The sequence below is a fragment of the Arthrobacter koreensis genome (genome assembly GCF_009193255.1).
GTDB classification, from domain to species: domain Bacteria; phylum Actinomycetota; class Actinomycetes; order Actinomycetales; family Micrococcaceae; genus Arthrobacter_B; species Arthrobacter_B koreensis.
Map to the genome: position 1 here is coordinate 148,727 of NZ_WACG01000002.1, position 14,798 is coordinate 163,524.

15 protein-coding genes are annotated in these 14,798 nt (G+C 65.6%); 11 read left to right on the forward strand and 4 right to left on the reverse strand.

Annotation, left to right across the window (positions count from 1 at the left end; translation table 11 throughout):
- The first annotated feature begins 158 nt into the window (after window positions 1-158).
- Window positions 159-458 (forward strand): DUF4193 domain-containing protein, encoded by a 300-nt coding sequence (locus tag GD628_RS07605; RefSeq protein WP_091605493.1) that lies wholly within the window; start codon window positions 159-161, stop codon window positions 456-458.
- Between the two features lie 28 nt (window positions 459-486).
- Here the strand turns inward: GD628_RS07605 and GD628_RS07610 are convergent, their stop codons facing one another.
- A complete protein-coding gene (locus GD628_RS07610) occupies window positions 487-960 on the reverse strand; it encodes a DUF3093 domain-containing protein (protein ID WP_091605491.1) in 474 nt (157 codons plus the stop codon).
- Window positions 961-1,094: 134 nt separating this feature from the next.
- Between GD628_RS07610 and dut the strand changes: the two genes are divergently transcribed.
- Genes dut through GD628_RS07630 form a run of 4 tightly spaced genes read left to right on the forward strand, consistent with a single transcriptional unit; the run spans window position 1,095 to window position 3,421 of the window.
- Window positions 1,095-1,604, forward strand: coding sequence for a dUTP diphosphatase (dut, locus tag GD628_RS07615; RefSeq protein ID WP_226802406.1), 510 nt, complete (start codon window positions 1,095-1,097; stop codon window positions 1,602-1,604).
- A 56-nt stretch (window positions 1,605-1,660) separates the two neighbouring features.
- Window positions 1,661-2,368: a DUF3710 domain-containing protein gene (locus GD628_RS07620; RefSeq protein WP_091605486.1), complete on the forward strand. Its 708-nt coding sequence runs from the start codon at window positions 1,661-1,663 to the stop codon at window positions 2,366-2,368.
- A complete protein-coding gene (locus GD628_RS07625; RefSeq protein ID WP_152274322.1) occupies window positions 2,361-2,720 on the forward strand; it encodes a single stranded DNA-binding domain-containing protein in 360 nt (119 codons plus the stop codon). Before GD628_RS07620 ends, GD628_RS07625 begins: the two co-directional genes overlap by 8 nt.
- Entirely contained in the window at window positions 2,717-3,421 is a 705-nt protein-coding gene (locus tag GD628_RS07630) for a DUF3159 domain-containing protein (RefSeq protein WP_226802408.1), read from the forward strand. The genes GD628_RS07625 and GD628_RS07630 overlap by 4 nt, the downstream gene beginning before the upstream one ends.
- Before the next feature lie 37 nt (window positions 3,422-3,458).
- On the opposite strand, the gene GD628_RS07635 is transcribed toward GD628_RS07630, so the two are convergent.
- Together GD628_RS07635 and GD628_RS07640 are read right to left on the reverse strand one after the other, a co-directional pair.
- On the reverse strand, window positions 3,459-4,121 hold the full coding sequence (locus GD628_RS07635; protein ID WP_091605480.1) for a potassium channel family protein: 663 nt from the start codon (window positions 4,119-4,121) through the stop codon (window positions 3,459-3,461).
- Window positions 4,118-4,792: a potassium channel family protein gene (locus GD628_RS07640; RefSeq protein ID WP_152274323.1), complete on the reverse strand. Its 675-nt coding sequence runs from the start codon at window positions 4,790-4,792 to the stop codon at window positions 4,118-4,120. Before GD628_RS07640 ends, GD628_RS07635 begins: the two co-directional genes overlap by 4 nt.
- 142 nt (window positions 4,793-4,934) lie before the next feature.
- Here GD628_RS07640 and GD628_RS07645 point away from each other — a divergent pair, with 142 nt between their 5' ends.
- From GD628_RS07645 to GD628_RS07670, 6 genes are all read left to right on the forward strand, one after another.
- On the forward strand, window positions 4,935-6,287 hold the full coding sequence (locus GD628_RS07645; RefSeq protein WP_152274324.1) for a class I SAM-dependent RNA methyltransferase: 1,353 nt from the start codon (window positions 4,935-4,937) through the stop codon (window positions 6,285-6,287).
- 287 nt (window positions 6,288-6,574) lie between these two features.
- Window positions 6,575-9,400: an aconitate hydratase AcnA gene (gene acnA / locus GD628_RS07650; protein ID WP_152274325.1), complete on the forward strand. Its 2,826-nt coding sequence runs from the start codon at window positions 6,575-6,577 to the stop codon at window positions 9,398-9,400.
- Window positions 9,401-9,560: 160 nt separating this feature from the next.
- Entirely contained in the window at window positions 9,561-11,534 is a 1,974-nt protein-coding gene (dxs, locus tag GD628_RS07655; protein WP_091605469.1) for a 1-deoxy-D-xylulose-5-phosphate synthase, read from the forward strand.
- Between the two features lie 41 nt (window positions 11,535-11,575).
- Entirely contained in the window at window positions 11,576-12,439 is an 864-nt protein-coding gene (locus GD628_RS07660) for an SDR family oxidoreductase (RefSeq protein WP_152274326.1), read from the forward strand.
- A 43-nt stretch (window positions 12,440-12,482) separates the two neighbouring features.
- Complete coding sequence (locus GD628_RS07665) at window positions 12,483-12,800, forward strand: primase-like DNA-binding domain-containing protein (RefSeq protein WP_091605463.1); 318 nt, start codon at window positions 12,483-12,485, stop codon at window positions 12,798-12,800.
- A gap of 45 nt (window positions 12,801-12,845) precedes the next feature.
- Window positions 12,846-13,823, forward strand: a complete 978-nt coding sequence (locus GD628_RS07670) for an aldo/keto reductase (RefSeq protein WP_091605460.1) — start codon at window positions 12,846-12,848, stop codon at window positions 13,821-13,823.
- A gap of 274 nt (window positions 13,824-14,097) precedes the next feature.
- Here the strand turns inward: GD628_RS07670 and GD628_RS07675 are convergent, their stop codons facing one another.
- Window positions 14,098-14,754, reverse strand: a complete 657-nt coding sequence (locus GD628_RS07675; protein WP_152274327.1) for a maleylpyruvate isomerase family mycothiol-dependent enzyme — start codon at window positions 14,752-14,754, stop codon at window positions 14,098-14,100.
- Window positions 14,755-14,798 lie beyond the last annotated feature (44 nt).

Below are 14,798 nucleotides of genomic sequence, written 5' to 3' on the forward strand. Positions count from 1 at the left end.
TCAGGGCGGACAAAAATCTCTCTACTGCGGGCACAAACGCAGGGGCCGCGGCGTTGTGTAGTCCGAGCCGCGCTGCGGTTTCGGGACAGGTGCCCGGGGCCGGAGTACGTGCCTGGATCTACCCGTGAAGTACTGACACCGATGGTGGGATGAGAAATATGGCGACAGACTACGACGCGCCGCGCAAGGCCGACGAGGACGCCAGTGAAGAGTCAATCGAGGAATTGAAGACACGGCGGACCAACGTCCAGTCGGCCGTGGTGGATGAAGACGAAGCGGAGGCAGCGGACAGCTTCGAACTGCCTGGCGCGGACCTTTCCGGCGAAGAGCTCATGGTTCGGGTGCTTCCCGCCCAGCAGGATGAGTTCACGTGTGCGTCCTGCTTCCTGGTGCGGCACCGTTCGCAGATTGCCAAGGAAAAGGACGGGCTCTACTACTGCATCGAGTGCGAGGGGTAGGCCCGGTCCGATTCTGCGGCGGAGCGGGTTAGCTGCGCGGCGCCTGCAGTGCAGCTGCCAGCTTCTCCGGGTTGCGCGTGGAGGTCAGCCAGTACGGGGTCCGGTCAGCCGGGTCAGTGATTTCCATCTTGACCACCGGGCTGATCCAGCCGCGGATGCACAGGTACGCCGTGCCGTTGAGCGCGGGCCCGCGCTGCTGTGTCGCGTCGTCCCCGCGGTATGCCTCCACCGCGCCGATCCACTTGCGTTCAATCTGGGCACGGCCCACCTGGACGGTCTCTTCGGTCACCCTGATGACCGGGGTGGACATCAGCAGAAGCACGGTCAGTACCACGGCCGCCACTGCGGCCACCAGGATTCCCACGAGCAGGCTGATGGGAATGAAGGCCAGGACGAAGGTCCCGGACATGCCTGCCACAACCAGCCAGATCCAGAATGCCGGCAGCAGCCTCTCCGAGTAGAGCACGGTCTGGGCGGGGCTGTGGGCAGCGGGTGTTGACATACTCCTAGCTTTCCATCTTTGTTCCGGCTTTTCATCTTGCCTTCCCGGCCCCTGGTGCGGCCCGCGCGGCGGGACGGCACGGGGGAGTCGGCACGCGCTAAAGTAATCAAGGCGCCGCCGGTCCCTGGCTGCCGGTGCTCCCAAACCGTTCCAGAAAGATCCCGGAGACAGCTGTGCAGCAAGCAGGACCCAGCGTGAAAGTCCAGCTGAAAATGCTCGACGACGGCCTCGAAGCGCCGTCTTACGCCCACCCCGGAGACGCAGGCGCGGACCTGCGGGCCCGCGTCGACGTCGAACTGGCTCCGGGCCAGCGCGTCCTCGTGCCCACCGGCGTCTCGATTGCCCTGCCGTTTGGGTACGTGGCCCTGATCCACCCGCGCTCCGGTCTGGCCACCAGGCACGGACTCACGATCGTCAATGCACCCGGTACCGTTGACGCGGGTTACCGCGGTGAAATTTCCGTCACACTGTTAAACACGGACGCCGCCGAGACCATCCGGCTCAAGCGCGGGGACCGGATTGCGCAGATGGTGATCCAGCGCGTTGAAATTGCGGAGTTCGAACCCGTTGCAGAGCTCTCCGACTCGGTACGGGGAGCCGGAGGATTCGGTTCCACCGGCGGATTCGGCACAGCAACGGCTTAGGCCGCCACATCCCGGGTTCACCTGCCCGGAACCACAGAAGGAAAGAGGACCAGGCGATGGCATTTGGACGCCGCAGGAAAGACCGGGCGGAATCCGGGTACGTGCCCGGGGAGCAGGACACCGCAGAAGAAGCTGCCGGTGCCGCGGACGGACCGGCCCAGGGCCCGTACGACGTCGCTGACCGGCCTTCGGAGGAGGGTTACGTGGACCTGGGTGCGCTGCGCATTGCTGCCACACAGGGGCTGGCGCTGCGCCTGGAAGTAGAAGAAAAGACCAAGCGCGTTGTGGCCGTAACCCTGGATCTGGACGGTTCCAGTCTTCAGCTGCAGGCCTTCGCAGCACCCAAGTCGGAGACCCTCTGGGACGAAATCCGCGCACAGATCGTTCAATCGGTCTCCTCCCAGGGCGGCACGGCTGACGAGCTTGAGGGACGGCTGGGCACCGAACTGCTTGCCCGGGTACCCGCTCAGGCGCAGGACGGTTCCAAGGGCTACCGTGTGGCACGGTTCGTTGGAGTCGACGGTCCCCGCTGGTTCCTCCGCGGCGTCTTCGGCGGCCCGGCGGCCATGAACCCTGATGCAGCCGGTCCGCTGGAAGAAGTCTTCCGCAACGTTGTGGTGGTCCGCGGCGATGCGCCGCTGCCTCCGCGGGACCTGCTGCAGCTGAACCTGCCCCGGGACGCTTCTCCGCTGCCCAAGCGCGGTGAAGAGTCAGCCAAGCCGGAACCGCCCCGGCGCGGGCCGGAAATTACCACCATTGGCTAAGCAGACAACTCCGGCCGCAGCCGGCGCACCGGCCCGGCTCCGCATTGCCGATCTGCCGGGCCGTGGACGCGCACACAGCACCGGCTACGTTGAATCAGTCACCCTGGTTCCGACGGATTCTGCGCCGCGGTTCACCGCGGTTGTGGCGGACCTGCAGGGCGCCTACCGGGATCCGGCGGCTGCGCAGGCCCGGCGGCGGGTCCGCCTGGTCTGGATCGGCCAGCGGCGGATTCCCGGCATAGTGGCGGGAACCCAGGTAGCGTTCGAGGGCATGGTCAGCAGCGTCGCCGGCCAGCCCACCATCTTCAATCCGCGGTACGAAATCATCGGACGTCCGGAAGGCGAAATATGAGCACCAGCCCAGACCCCGAAGGCAAGGGCCGCCCCGACGGCCAGCCTTCGATGAGCGAGCTGGCCGGACAGTACGCAGCCCGATCCGGCGTCGAACGCGGCGATGACGGGCAGATAGACGTGCTGAAATCCGTCGGCGGCGTGCGTGGACTCGCCGAGGCAATCCTCCCCGGGCTGCTCTTCACGCTGATCTACACCATCACCGCGGGACTGTACCTGTCCCTTGGGGCCGCAGTGGTCGCGGCCGGAGCCTTCGCCGTAGCCAACCTGATCCAGAAGCGGCCGCTGGTCCAGTCCCTGACCGGCGTCATCGGCGTCGCAATCTGCGCCGTGTTTGCGCTGCGAAGCGGCAGCGGCACCACGTTCTTCCTCCCGGGGTTCTACCTCAACGCCGTGTACATCCTTGCCTTTGCCGTCTCAGTTCTGGTCAAGTGGCCGGTTGCCGGACTCCTGTTCGGCTTTATCCGGGGCGAGAACCTGTCCTGGCGCGGTGAGCCAAAGCGCCTGCGCGCCTACTCCCTGGCCACCTGGATCATCATCTCCGTGTTTGCGCTGCGGCTCGCAGTGCAGCTTCCCCTGTACCTGGCAGACAACGTGGCGGCCCTGGGCACCATGCGGCTGGCCATGGGCGTGCCGCTGTACGCGCTGGGCCTCTGGCTGGCCTGGGTCATTTCCCGGCCGGCAACCGTCCGCGCGTCCTAGTTCCTGCGCCGGCGGCGAAGTGCAGCCGGCGCAGGAACTAGGGCTTGGGGGCCAGCAGAGCCCGCAGCTCATCTTCCGCCGCAATGGTCGTGACGAAGAACAGCTCGTCGCCGCCCTCTATGACGTCGTCGCCGGTGGGGGTGATGGGAGCGTCGTCGCGCAGGATGGCAACCAGGGTTGAATCCTGCGGCCACGGAACGGACCCCACGCGCGCTCCCAGCATGGGCGAGGCGGCCGGGACGGTGAACTCGACCATCGAAGCGACTCCGGTCTGCAGGGTCAGGAGCCGTACAAGGTCACCGACCTCGACTGCTTCCTCCACCAGCGCCGTCATGAGGCGGGGCGTATTGACGGCAACGTCTACGCCCCAGGAGTCGTCGAACATCCAGTCATTCTTGGGGTTGTTGACCCTGCCTACGGTCCGCGCCACTCCGAACTCCGTCTTGGCGAGCAGCGAAACCACCAGGTTCACCTTGTCATCGCCCGTTGCGGAGACCACCACGTCGGCACTGTCCATCCCGGCATCCTTCAGGGTGGTCAGTTCGCAGGCGTCGCCGATCAGCCACGCCGCACCGGTCAGTTCGCTCCGGCTTTCAGTTTCGGGTTTTTCGTCGATGAGGAGCACGTCATGTCCGTGGGAGAGCAGCTCGCGGGCAATCGAGGATCCAACACTGCCGGCTCCGGCAATCACTACCTTCACGAGTTCTCCTTCATTGGCGGAGCGGAGAGGATCCTGCTGATCTCCGCGGTTCGTCCTACCTGCATCATTGCGTGCAGGACGTCGCCCTGCTGGTAGCTGGTGTCCGCGCGGGGAAGCACGCCCTCGCCGAAGCGGGTCAGGTACGCGATCCGCACGCCGGCCGCGGACTCCACCTCGTGCAGGGGACGGCCCAGCCACGAAGGCTCCAGCGACAGCTCGCCCAGGATGAGCCGGCCCGATGCTTCCCGGAAGTCGCCGTTGATGCTCTGCTCGGGCAGGATGCGGCGCAGCACCTGGTCTGCACTCCAGCGAACGGCGGCGACGGTGGGAATGCCCAGCCGCTGGTAGATCTCAGCGCGTCCCGGATCATAGATCCGTGCCACGACGTGGGGCACATGGAAAGTCTCGCGCGCCACGCGCGTAGAAAGGATGTTTGAGTTGTCGCCGCTGGAAACCGCGGCGAATGCGTAGGCATCCTCGATGCCGGCCTGTTCCAGGGTGGTGCGGTCGAACCCGACGCCGGTGACCCGGGAGCCGGTGAAGGACGGCCGCAGCCGCCGGAACGCCCGCGGATCCTGGTCAATGACCGCCACGGTATGTCCGGCGTTGTCCAGGGTATGGGCCAGCATGGCTCCCACCCTGCCGCAGCCCATGATCACGTAATGCGCCACCGTGTCCTACCTCATGTTCCTGGCGGGATTTCCCGCGTACTGCCGTATCCCGCTCCGGGCCAAAGGAAAGCATAGTCCGGTGCGCAGGTGAAATCGTGGTGTGATGGTGTTTTAGCTCCAACACGGAAGTTCGAACGCAACTATGACCCCCCAAACCCCGCAGGGTGCATCCGCCCCCGGTGATCTTGAACTGACAATCGGTCCGGCCGCCCACGGCGGGCATTTCGTTGCCCGTCACGAAGGCCGCGTCGTTTTCGTCCGGCATGCCCTGCCGGGGGAGCGCGTCCGGGCGAGGCTCACGGACGCGGGGGAGAAGGCCAAGTTCTGGCGTGCCGACGTCGTGGAGGTCCTGGAACCTGCGCCGGCCCGCGTTCCGCACTTCTGGGCACCGGCGGACGCGCTCAAGGCAGGATCACGCGGCAGGCTTCCGGTGGGTGGGGCAGAATTCGGGCACATCGGTCTGGCTGAACAGCGCCGGCTGAAGGCCGGCATCTTTGCCGAGCAGCTTCGGCGCCTTGCCGGCATCGAACGCGAAGTTACCGTTGAAGCGGCTGCCGAAGAAAATCCTGACGGGCTGGGCTGGCGAACCCGTGCCAGCTTTTCGGTAGCTCCGGGCGGGCACCTCGCCATGCATCCGCACCGGTCCGAAGACCTCGTACCGGTCCAGGAGATGCCGCTCGCTTCAACCGCCATCAATGCACTGAAGCTGTGGGAGGTGGACTTCACCGGTGCCGAACGCGTCGAGGTTGCCGCACCCGCTGCAGGCGGTCCGCCGCTGGTCCTGCTTATCCCCGCCGGCGGAACCCGTCCGCGGACGCTGGCTCGCATTGCCTCCGAAATCGGCACCGTTGCGGATCCGGCCGCCGGTGAGACCGTATCGGTGGCCGCCTGGGATCCGGAAAGCCATGAGCTGACGCGGCTGCGCGGCCGGACCTGGGTCCGGGAACAGGCCGAAGGGCATGACTACCGGGTCACCGGAGCGGGGTTCTGGCAGATTCACCGCAGTGCCCCCGGGACCCTGGTGCAGGCCGTGGTGCAGGGCCTGGACCTCCAGCCCGGTGAGCGCGCCGCAGACCTGTTTGCCGGAGCGGGCCTGTTCACCGCTCCGCTCGCGGAGGCCGTTGGAACCGAGGGGCATGTCCTTTCCGTTGAGGGGTCGCCCGGGACCAGCCGCGATGCCCGCAAAAACCTGTTCGCCATGCCCCAGGTGGAGGTTGTCCAGGGCCGCGTGGACCGCGTGCTGCGCAACCATGAAGGCCGCCTGGACGCAGTCCTCCTGGACCCGCCGCGGACCGGCGCCGGACGGGTGGTTGTCGACCAGATCAGTGCCGCCTCACCGCGGGTGGTTGGCTACGTGTCCTGCGACCCGGCTTCCTTTGCGCGGGACCTGGCCTGGTTCGGTGAAGCAGGCTGGGAGCTGGAGATGCTGCGCGTCTTTGACCTGTACCCGCACACCCACCACATGGAGTCCTTCGCGGTCCTGCGCCGCCCCTGACACCGGCCCGAAGCGGGCAGCCCGGCCGGTGTGTGGCGGGCCATATACCGGTATCCGGCGCGGTGAACGGTCCGGCGGACGCGCATCCGGCTAGGATGGAAACAGTTGTCCGGCTCCGTGCCGAAGGGATTCCCGCCATACGTTTGCACGGCAGGGGGGACTTGCCAGCCCGGGAAATCACCCACCATTTCCCGGCCGGGCCCAACAGCTGTGCCGGTTAGGAAATCCTAACTAGCGTGCGGCGGATCACTGGACAAAGATAAAACGGTGGCGAGAGGAGTCCTGTTATGAGTAATGTGGACAGCTTCGGTTCCAAAGGCGTCCTTGACGTCAACGGAAACGAATATGAAATTTTCCGGCTGAATTCCGTCGAAGGCGCCCAGAGCCTTCCGTTCAGCCTCAAGGTCCTGCTGGAAAACCTGCTGCGCACCGAAGATGGTGCCAACATCACCGCGGACCACGTCCGTGCCCTGGCCAAGTGGGACGCAAACGCAGAGCCCAGCACCGAAATCCAGTTCACGCCTGCCCGCGTGATCATGCAGGACTTCACCGGTGTTCCCTGCATCGTGGACCTGGCAACCATGCGTGAAGCTGTCGCCGACCTCGGTGGCGACCCCAAGCGCGTCAACCCGCTGGCACCGGCCGAAATGGTCATTGACCACTCCGTGCAGATCGACGCGTTCGGCAACGCCGGCGCCCTCGAGCGCAACATGGAAATCGAGTACCAGCGCAACGGCGAGCGTTACCAGTTCCTGCGCTGGGGCCAGACCGCATTCGACGACTTCAAGGTTGTTCCCCCGGGAATGGGCATCGTCCACCAGGTCAATATTGAGTACCTGGCCCGCACCGTCATGACCCGTGAAGTTGACGGCGTCCTGCGTGCCTACCCGGACACCTGCGTCGGTACCGACTCCCACACCACCATGGTCAACGGCCTGGGCGTGCTCGGCTGGGGCGTTGGCGGCATCGAAGCCGAAGCTGCAATGCTCGGCCAGCCCGTCTCCATGCTCATCCCGCGCGTTGTCGGCTTCAAGCTCACCGGTGAAATTCCGGCCGGCGCCACCGCCACGGACGTCGTCCTCACCATCACCGAGATGCTGCGCAAGCACGGCGTTGTGGGCAAGTTCGTGGAGTTCTACGGCGAAGGCGTCGCCTCCGTGCCGCTGGCCAACCGCGCTACCATCGGCAACATGAGCCCCGAGTTCGGTTCCACCGCCGCGATCTTCCCGATCGACGACGTCACCCTGGACTACCTGCGACTCACCGGCCGCTCCGAGGAGAACGTAGCCCTCGTCGAGGCCTACGCCAAGGAACAGGGCCTCTGGCACGATCCGTCCAACGAGGTCAAGTACTCCGAGTACCTCGAGCTGGATCTTTCCACCGTGGTTCCCTCGATCGCCGGTCCGAAGCGTCCGCAGGACCGCGTTGAGCTGACCAGCGCAAAGCAGCAGTTCCGCGCGGACCTGAAGAACTACGTCCACGAGACCGTGGAAGCGCAGAACGGCACCGTCGACGAGGCGCTGGAAGAAACCTTCCCGGCCTCCGACGCCCCGTCCTTCACCGAGGGCAGCACGCAGATCAAGGACGCCGAGCACGACCTGGTCAAGGAATCCGACGCTCCCGCCGAGCGCTCGGTGAACAAGGTTCCGGTCACCATGCCTGACGGCCGCAGCTTCGAGCTGGACCACGGCGCCGTGACGATCGCCTCGATCACCTCCTGCACCAACACGTCCAACCCGTCGGTGATGATGGCCGCAGCCGTACTGGCACGCAACGCCGTCGAAAAGGGCCTCGTCGCCCAGCCGTGGGTCAAGACCTCGATTGCTCCGGGTTCCAAGGTAGTCACCGACTACTACGAGAAGTCCGGCCTGATCCCGTACCTGGAGAAGCTCGGCTTCTTCGTGGTCGGCTACGGCTGCGCCACCTGCATCGGCAACTCGGGTCCGCTGGAGGACGAAATCTCCACCGCGATCAACGAAGCGGACCTCGCTGTTACTGCCGTGCTCTCCGGCAACCGTAACTTCGAAGGCCGCATCAACCCGGACGTGAAGATGAACTACCTGGCCTCCCCGCCGCTGGTAGTCGCCTACGCACTGGCCGGTTCCATGGACTTCGACTTCGAGAACGACCCGCTGGGCCAGGACTCCGAGGGCAACGACATCTTCCTGAAGGACATCTGGCCGAACCCGTCCGAGGTCCAGGAGATCATCGACGCGTCCATCAGCCAGGAAATGTTCACAGATTCCTACGCCACCATCTTCGAGGGTGACGACCGCTGGAAGTCCCTGCCCACCCCCGAAGGCGCAACCTTCGAGTGGGATTCGGAGTCTACGTACGTCCGGAAGCCCCCGTACTTCGAGGGCATGAAGGCACAGCCGGAGCCGGTCTCGGACATCGAAGGCGCCCGCGTGCTGCTCAAGCTGGGCGATTCGGTCACCACCGACCACATCTCCCCGGCAGGTTCCTTCAAGTCCGACACCCCGGCCGGCAAGTACCTGCTGGAGCACGGCGTGGCCCGCAAGGACTTCAACTCCTACGGTTCCCGCCGCGGCAACCACGAAGTGATGATCCGCGGTACGTTCGCGAACATCCGCATCAAGAACCAGCTCCTGGACGGCGTGGAGGGCGGCTTCACCCGCGACTTCACGCAGCCCGAGGGCCCGCAGAACACCGTGTACGACGCATCGGTCAATTACCAGGCAGCCGGCACCCCGCTGGTGGTCCTGGCCGGCAAGGAATACGGTTCCGGATCTTCCCGTGACTGGGCAGCCAAGGGCACCGCACTGCTGGGCGTCAAGGCCGTTATTGCCGAGAGCTACGAGCGTATCCACCGCTCCAACCTCATTGGCATGGGCGTTCTCCCGCTGCAGTACCCGGCCGGCACCAACGCCGAGTCCCTGGGCCTGACCGGCACCGAGACCTTCTCCGTTGAAGGTGTGACTGAACTGAACAACGGCACCACCCCGAAGACCGTCAAGGTCACCGCGGTGCCGGAGAACGGTGAAGCCATCACCTTTGATGCGGTTCTGCGCATCGACACCCCGGGTGAGGCCGACTACTACCGCAACGGCGGCATCCTGCAGTACGTGCTTCGCCAGATTTCGGCAAAGTAGGCCTGCAAAGCCCCAAGGCACAGCGCCCCGTTTCCTTTCGAATGGAAGGAAACGGGGCGTTTTGCGTGGGGGTGGAAACCCGGGACACGGGGCAGGCGTTAGAGTTAAAAGCTGTGACGGTGCGTTTGCCCGTTGCCTATGACGCAAGGGAGGCGCCCTCTTGGGACTTCTGGAAACCATCCGTGATCCACGGGACCTCAGCAAGCTGAGCAACTCCCAGCTCTCAGCGCTGGCTGAAGAGATCCGCACTTTCCTCATCACGAATGTGGCCCAGACCGGCGGGCACCTGGGACCGAACCTGGGCGTCGTTGAATTGACCATGGGCATCCACCGGGTCTTCGATTCCCCGCGGGACAGCATCGTCTTCGACACGGGGCACCAGTCCTACGTGCACAAGATCCTCACCGGACGGCAGGACTTCTCCACGCTGCGCCAGCAGGGCGGGCTTTCCGGCTACCCGTCCCGGGCTGAGTCCGTGCACGACATCGTGGAGAGCTCCCACGCTTCGTCCTCCCTCTCCTGGGCCGACGGCATCTCCCGCGCCCGCCAGCTGAATGGCGAAGGCGACCGCTACACCGTGGTCATGGTGGGCGACGGCGCCCTCACCGGTGGCATGGCCTGGGAAGCGCTCAACAACATTGCCGCAGACCAGAAGCGGCGCGTGGTGATCGTGGTCAACGACAACGGACGCTCCTACGCGCCCACAATCGGCGGCGTCGCCGATTACCTTGCTTCGCTGCGGCCGACCATCGACGCCGTGCGAACCCACCACATGTATGAGAACACCATGGACTGGTGGAAGGGCCGGCTGCAGAACGGGGGACCGGTAGGCCGGTTCGCGTACCACAGCCTCCACGCGGCGAAGAAGGGCGTCAAGGACTGGTGGGCGCCGCAGGGCCTCTTCGAAGACCTCGGCATGAAGTACGTCGGACCGATCGACGGCCATGACCTCGAAGCCGTGGAGCAGGCGCTGGAAAAGGCCAAGAACTTCGCCGGACCGGTGATCGTCCACGCGATGACCGAAAAGGGGCACGGCTACGCCCCGGCCCGCGCACACGTGGAGGACCAGTTCCACGCCGTCGGCGTCATTGATCCCGAGACCGGCGCACCGGTGTCGGCCGGTGGAAAACAGTCCTGGACCTCCGTGTTCGCCAGCGAGATCGCAGACATCGCCGATGAGCGCAAGGATATTGTGGGCATCACCGGTGCCATGCTGATCCCGGTGGGTCTGCACCGCATGGCCGAGAAGCATCCGGAACGGGTGTTCGACGTCGGCATCGCCGAGCAGCACGCCCTCACCTCGGCCGCGGGCATGGCCTACGGGGGACTGCACCCCGTCGTCGCGCTCTACGCAACGTTCCTGAACCGCGCCTTCGACCAGCTGCTGATGGACGTCGCCCTGCACAAGGCCGGGGTCACCATCGTCCTGGACCGTGCCGGCGTCACCGGGCCCGACGGCGCCAGCCACCACGGCATGTGGGATATGTCCATGCTGCAGATCGTCCCGGGACTGCACCTGGCAGCTCCCCGCGATGCCACCCGCCTTCGGGAAGAACTCCGCGAGGCCGTTGCGATCTCCGACGCCCCCAGCGTTGTCCGGTTCTCCAAGGGAACCGTCGGCCCGGACGTCGAGGCTGAAGAACGCACCGAGGACGGCGTGGACATCCTCGCCCGCCGTCCCTCCGGCGATGCCAGCAACGACGTCCTGATTGTCAGCGTGGGTGCCATGGCAGAAATGGCGCTCGAAGTGGCGGACCGCCTCGGCGACCAGGGAATCAGCTCCACCGTGGTTGATCCGCGCTGGGTCCTTCCCGTTCCCCGTTCGATCGTCTGCATGGCGGCCGAACACCGGATCGTCATCGTCATCGAGGACGGCGTCCGCGCCGGGGGAGTTGGCTCCAGGATCCGCCAGGAGATGCGCGCCGCGGGAGTGGACACCGCCCTGAACGAAGTGGGGCTTCCGGTGGAATTCCTGGATCACGGGACGCGTGCCGAAGTCATGGAGCGCGTAGGCCTCACGGCCCGCCAGGTAGCCAACGACGTCGTGGCCCAGGTGCTGGGAACAAAGGTTCCCTTCGCCCGGCCGCTACCCGGACAGCAGGCCCCGACAGGACAGATACCCAAGATCAAGTAAGCTCCGCAGGCCCGGCGGGGCAAGGAAAGCAGGTGGCGCCAATGCCGAACAACCTACCTCCCCTCGCCGTTACGGGAGCCACCGGCGCGCTCGGCGGCATGGTGGCGCAGCTGCTGGCGGAGCAGGGCATACCCCTGCGCCTGCTGGCGCGGCATACCGCCCGGGTTACGCAGCAGCCGGACACACCCACCTTCGCGGTGTCCTACGCGGACAAGGAACATGCCGAGCGGGCACTGAGGGGAACGCAGACCCTCTTTATGGTCTCCGCGGCCGAGAACCCCTACCGCGCCCAGGACCAGCGTACCTTCGTCGACGCTGCGGTTGACGCCGGGGTGAGGCACATTGTCTACACCTCATTCATGGGGGCCTCGGAGAACGATGTCTTCACCCTGGGCCGCGACCACTGGGACACCGAACAGTACATCCGCGAACGGGGCCTCGAGTTCACGTTCCTGCGCGATGCCTTCTACCAGGACATCCTTCCCTCCTTCGCGGGGCGCGACGGCGTGATCCGCGGCCCCGCGGGCGACGGGCGGTTCGCCCCGGTGGCGCGGACCGACGTCGCGCAGGCGGCTGCCCGGATCCTGGCCGACCCCGTGCCGCATGCCCGCCGGACCTATACGCTTACCGGGCCCCAGACCCTCTCCATGTCGGAGGTAGCTGAGATTCTCTCCCGCGTAACGGGCCAGCGCATCACCTACTACGCAGAATCCCTGGACGAAGCCGTTGAATCACGCCTCGCGGCGGGAGCCTCGCAGTGGCAGGCCCTTGCCTGGGCCACCAGCTACGCTGCCATCGCCACCGGTGAGATGGACCGGGTAAGTGACGACGTCGCGGAACTCACCGGTACAGCGCCGGTGAGCCTTGAAGATTACCTGCGCAGCGAAGGCAAGAGTTCATCCTAGGGACTCTTCCCAGCCGCGGGGGAGCGTGGCTAGTGTCGGAGGTATGGAACAGGCACAATCCGGTCCCGTTACGGACTTTCTCCAGGAATGCACCATCACCGGGCTCAGCGAGAGCGAAGCCACCCCGGCCGCAGACCTGTATGGGATGTACATCATCTGGTGTGAGCAGGGCCAGCAGGATCCTGTCTCATCAACAGCGTTTGCGCGCCAGCTGCGCCAGAACGGCAACCATCCGCGGCGCCGGAACCACGAGAGCATTTACCCCGGGATGCTTCCCACCGGCCCCATTCCCATCCAGTACATCCTCGAGACGGACAAGCCGCCCAGCCCCAACGGCCCCATGAGCGTCTTCGGGGCCTAGCCTGTCGCAGCCAATCCGCGCAGCGTCAATTGATAGCGTTACAGGATGACCACCTACAACAGACTTGGCAATTCCGGCCTCACCGTTTCAGCGGTTGGGCTGGGCTGTAACAACCTGGGCCGAAGCGGCACCGCAACCGAATCCCAGGAGGGAACGGACGCCGTCGTTCATGCCGCGATTGACGCGGGAATTACCCTGTTCGATACGGCTGATATTTACGGCGCAGAACCCGGACTGAGCGAAATCCGCCTGGGCAAGGCCCTGGGCTCCCGCCGCGGGGACGTTGTCCTGGCTACGAAGTTCGGCATGGACATGCAGGGCGCCAATGGCCCCGACTTCGGTGCACGGGGTTCCCGCCGCTACATCGTGACCGCCGTTGAGGCTTCCCTCCGCCGGCTCGGTACTGACTGGATCGACCTGTACCAGTTCCACACCCCGGACCCGCTGACGCCCATCGACGAAACACTCGCTGCGCTCGAAGACCTCGTGGCCAGCGGAAAGGTCCGCTACATCGGGCACTCAAACCGGACCGGCTGGCAGATTGCCGAAGCAGAATTCACGGCGCGCATGAAGGGCAGCACCCGCTTCATCTCGGCGCAGAACCACTACAACCTGCTGGACCGCCGCGCCGAACTGGAAGTCACTCCTGCAGCCGAAGCCTACGGGCTTGGCGTACTGCCGTACTTCCCGCTCGCCAACGGACTGCTCACCGGCAAATACAGTTCCGGACAGGCGCCCGAGGGAAGCCGCCTGACGCACTCGCGCACCAACCTGCTCGAGAACGCCGACTACGACCAGCTGCGCGAGTTCGGCGACTTTGCCCGGGACCGCGGTCTGACCGAGGTGCAGGTGGCGTTCTCCTGGCTGGCATCCCGGCCATCGGTTTCCTCCGTCATCGCCGGAGCCACGAAGCCGGAGCAGGTAAAGCAGAACGCTGAGGCAGCCTCCTGGGTGCCGTCGGAGAAGGACCTTGAAGAACTGGACCGGATTTTCCCGCAGACGCCGAAGGTTGCTTTGTTCTAGGCGTTCTTTCTGTAAGGCCGGAGGCGTTTTCCCAGCCCTCCGGCCTTACAGACCTGCGGCCCCTTCCTGGCAACCGGCCTGCTCTGCCGTCCTGTGTCGCAATAACGTCGGTTGGGGTCCGTCTGACCGTCCTGTGTCGCAGTAACGTCCTTCCCGGAGCGGCGTGACAGCGTTATCGCAGCACAGGATTTCCGGGAAGCCTTCGGAACAGCGCTATTGCCACACAGGATGCGGCCGGCCGGAAGTTTGCGAGGCCATGGCCGACGCCGAACGGCTAGGCGCTCCTCCTGGCTGAGAGGCGATCCTGGAACGTGCCCGCACCCGGTCCGGAAAGCTCATCATCCCCAACTGGACGCCCGGAGACCGCGAGCAGCAGTGCCAGGGAGGAACCGCGGACCTCAGCGCCGCTGCTGTGCCGGAAGGCGCCGTCGTCCGCCGTCAGGCTCAGGCCTTCCACCAGCTCCCTGCCGCCGCCCAGCTTCACTGATGTTTCTGTCTGGTGAGTTAGCGCCCCGGTAACGGCGTCGAGGGGATAGGTGCGGTCGATTCCCAGAGGCCGTCGGATGTCCTCGCCGTGGACCACTGCCTCCACCAGGCGGGTGGCGAGGGGCGCCGGGGGTCCGCTCGTCCGCTGCTGGACCAAGCGAAACGCTGCCAGCGTTTCAGCCGGACTGTTTCCGCGGTGCTTTCGTATGCCGGCGTCATTGCTGCGGTCGAAATCGAACCGGGCGGTGACCATGCCGCGCAGGAATCCCAGCCGGGTGGTGAGTGCGGTGTCCACGAGATGCGCCAGGACGTCGTGGACGCTCCAGCCCGGACATAACGACGGCGTTTGCCAGCCATCCGCGGGCAGGTCCGCCAAGTCCGCAAGCAGTGCGCGGCGTTCCTCGTGCACTGCGGGCCAGACGGAAGTGCTGCTTCGTGAAGCCATGACCGGTACTAAACCAGCGCGGGCGGAGGTTGTACAGCTCCGGC